The organism is Pseudescherichia vulneris (assembly GCF_902164725.1).
GTDB lineage: Bacteria > Pseudomonadota > Gammaproteobacteria > Enterobacterales > Enterobacteriaceae > Pseudescherichia > Pseudescherichia vulneris.
Genome location: NZ_LR607338.1, coordinates 3,544,093 through 3,547,007, shown reverse-complemented (window position 1 = coordinate 3,547,007; position 2,915 = coordinate 3,544,093). Strand labels below are relative to the sequence as shown.

The window sequence follows — 2,915 nt, the reverse complement described above, 5'->3', positions numbered from 1 at the left end:
GTTCATAAAGCCTCTTTAAACGATGGTTAAGTTGGTCAGCGCGCCAGCGGCTACTGTGCTGGTCACTTTGCGGTTAGTGGTTCCGATAGCCAGCAGTGCGTTGTTGGTCACCGGCACGGAGTTCTGCACCTGGCCGTTAATCAGCGGCGCAACCGTAGAGTCGAGCTTCAGCACCAGCACACCGTTGACGATCGAGAGCTTGTGCGTGCCCGCTACAGTTGCCCCTGCGCTGTTCTGTACCGTTACGGCGTCACCGTCGGTCAGCAGCTTCTGATTGCTGTTTGGCGTGGTTGAGTCGCCCATCACCATTGCCTGGAAGAAGTCGTACCCACCGCTGGCGTTATTGGTGTTCCGGATCTGCACAGCGCCATAAGGCTGCCAGCCCGCCTTCAACAGTGGTGGCACCATCGTTTCCAGCTCGGCGATGGATGAGGCACGCACAAATTTGATGTCGGTAATCGGCATCTACTTCTCCTCCTGGGTGTTGGCCTCATTGGCCATCTTCAGATACTGCTCAGGGCAGACAGCCATTACGCGGCTAAACAATGCCAGCGCCAGATTTCGCTGCCCTTCGTTGAACGCGGTCACCGCCGGATCAATAGCGAACGTGGAGCCGAAAACCTTTCCCTGCTCCAGCACTGCCCAGACAACGCGGCGGCCCTGCTCAGTGCCCATTACCTGGCGGATATCATCAGCGTCACGCTCAGCGCGTATCTGCAGTCGCTTCACCTGCTCAGGATTCGGCTGATCGTCGTCCCACTCATCAGTCATTGCTGGCCTCCTGCTGCGCCTGCCAGCGCGGTAAGCGCGCTCGGCTCGGTGGTCTGCGTCTCGCTAAGGGTTTTCGCGCCTTGGGCGGCGGCCTGAGCCATCGCAGCTGCCTGCATCTGCTGCTGCTGCTGAGCACGTGACTGGCGGATCTGGTCGACCTGCTCCTGCGGGAGAATAACGGTCGGCGACACGCCGGACATTTCCGCGTAGGAGTCGATAGCCTCATCGATGTTGAGCTTGTCGAGCGCCTCCGGCTTGACCTGTGCCAGCTGGCCGATAAAGCCAACGGCCTGCGTCAGGCTGCTGAGTCCGATAGACTTCTGCGCCTGGGCCATCACTGAGATGTATTCGATGCGCAGCGGCATGCCCTGCATGACTTCGGGAGGCGGCGGCAGCATGTTCTTGCGCGCCATCAGGGAGAAAGCGCGATCGATGAGCGGGTTTAGCGCTTCGTCGTTCAGGCGCTCCAGCACCGGGCCAAGCATCAGGAGCTTCTCTTCCTTCATCTCGATCACGGCTTCCACCGGCATAGAGCGGGTGTTGATGCTCTGTAGCATCCGGAACAGGTCGACGAAGTAACAGCGGTCGATGATCTGCCGGGTGTCCTGGATGTCTGCCAGCAGGCCGGACATGTCGGGATTGACCTGGTACGCCGGGCGGAAACCGTCCTGCTGAGTCATCTGGTCGATGTAGGTGATGTCGCCTGGCAGCAGGGAAACACGCTGATTCTTCAGCGAGGACGGGCCGACCATGGGAGGGTTGGTCACCTTGTCGATGATCTGGCTTTTACGCTTCTGCTCCAGCTGGAGAGCTTTGATCTGGCCCAGCGCGGTCATGCCCGGGCATTTGCTGCCGTAGACGTCCTCGCCGTTAACAGTCCAGCGCGGGGCGATAATTGGGAACTCGTCGAAGCCGGACTCGCGCAGCAGCTTGTCGCTGTCGCCGCCGACCTCGTAGTAAACGGATTTCCATGGCTTGTTCTTCGAATCCATGCGACCGGTATCACGATCAACGTTCGGATAGACGGCGTGCATGACCTCTACCCACTGCTCATAGTTCCCGGCTTCCCACATGCCCTTAACGGAAGTGCTGACGTTGTCTTTCCCGAACTGCATCACCAGCTGGCGCACGGTCATGCTGAACTTGCGGTAACAGGTGTCGACGCTGCCGCGCGCGGAGTTAGCCAGGTGGTAGCTGCCTATCGGGAAAGGCACGGTGCGGATAATGTCGTCGTCGTCTTCGAGAACGGCCATAGCGCCGGTGCTGTAGTTGCCCAGGCTGGAATAGAGCAGCGGCAGGGACTGGTACAGGTTCGACTTGTTGAACATATCGTTCATGCGGTTCTGCACGGTCTCTAACCAGACCTTAACCGGGCCATAGTCCATCATGTCCGGATCAGGCGTAGCCAGGCGGAACCACGGGCGCGCCGGTGAAGTGATGCCGGACATCATGCCGCTGGAGAGCGTATCAGCAGCAAGGGAGGCGCTGGGGTCAACGATGCGGGAGTTACGGCGATCATTGCGATTGGCGTCACTGGTGAGAAAGCGGGATCCGCGCGGGTCGATAAACTCGCTCAGCTCGCGCCAGTGCGACACGAACGAAGCCCGGTCGTTATCCAGCTGCGCAAACTGCTTGCCGAGTCGTTCTTTCAGTGATTCCGCCATCTGCAATCGCTCCGTTACTGGCCGAGCAGGGTTTTGCCGCTGGTATTAGCGGTGGAGGTATCGCCCTGCGCACCTGTCAGCAGCGTGGAATTACGGCCTGATGCAGCGCGGCGGCGGCGGGTTTCCTCGTCGCGTGCGTCAACAACGGCGGCATCCTGCTCCTGCGGGGCAGCCTGAATCTCTGGGGCGGCGGTGACTTTAGGTGTGGATCCAACGCACATGACATAACTCCGGCTGGCTCAAATTATTACCAATTTAACCACATAAGAATTATTTAGCGTAGGGTATTGACATAAAGCACTTCAATTATTACCTTTTAGGTAAATAAGACACACATCAACGAATGACCTTTAAGCCGGGTCGTTAAATGCAAACGGCGGTGTGTGTTTTATTTCGGTGTATGGCACATGCGCCGACAGCGGTCTGAAAGGTTCCCTTGAATTTCATGCCCTGACAGGTAGCCGGAATGTGCAAGCCTGG

General features: G+C 58.5%; 4 protein-coding genes. All 4 read right to left on the bottom strand.

Annotated features, from left to right (window positions below; genetic code table 11):
* Nucleotides 1-15: 15 nt before the first annotated feature.
* Genes FN633_RS14715 through FN633_RS14700 form a run of 4 tightly spaced genes read right to left on the bottom strand, consistent with a single transcriptional unit; the run spans nucleotide 16 to nucleotide 2,656 of the window.
* Complete coding sequence (locus FN633_RS14715; RefSeq protein ID WP_154058219.1) at nucleotides 16-465, bottom strand: DUF1737 domain-containing protein; 450 nt, start codon at nucleotides 463-465, stop codon at nucleotides 16-18.
* Nucleotides 466-771, bottom strand: coding sequence for a Bbp19 family protein (locus FN633_RS14710; RefSeq protein WP_154058218.1), 306 nt, complete (start codon nucleotides 769-771; stop codon nucleotides 466-468). It lies immediately after the preceding gene.
* The gene (locus FN633_RS14705; RefSeq protein WP_154058217.1) at nucleotides 768-2,435 is read right to left on the bottom strand and encodes a portal protein; all 1,668 of its coding nucleotides are present in this window, start codon (nucleotides 2,433-2,435) and stop codon (nucleotides 768-770) included. The genes FN633_RS14710 and FN633_RS14705 overlap by 4 nt, the downstream gene beginning before the upstream one ends.
* 14 nt (nucleotides 2,436-2,449) lie before the next feature.
* On the bottom strand, nucleotides 2,450-2,656 hold the full coding sequence (locus tag FN633_RS14700) for a hypothetical protein (protein WP_154058216.1): 207 nt from the start codon (nucleotides 2,654-2,656) through the stop codon (nucleotides 2,450-2,452).
* Between the last annotated feature and the right edge of the window lie 259 nt (nucleotides 2,657-2,915).

What these genes read in the sequence shown, in the direction of transcription:
- FN633_RS14715 (WP_154058219.1), bottom strand. Translation starts at nt 465, where the DNA reads ATGCCGATTACCGACATCAAATTTGTGCGTGCCTCATCCATCGCCGAG.
- FN633_RS14710 (WP_154058218.1), bottom strand. Translation starts at nt 771, where the DNA reads ATGACTGATGAGTGGGACGACGATCAGCCGAATCCTGAGCAGGTGAAG.
- FN633_RS14705 (WP_154058217.1), bottom strand. Translation starts at nt 2,435, where the DNA reads ATGGCGGAATCACTGAAAGAACGACTCGGCAAGCAGTTTGCGCAGCTG.
- FN633_RS14700 (WP_154058216.1), bottom strand. Translation starts at nt 2,656, where the DNA reads ATGTGCGTTGGATCCACACCTAAAGTCACCGCCGCCCCAGAGATTCAG.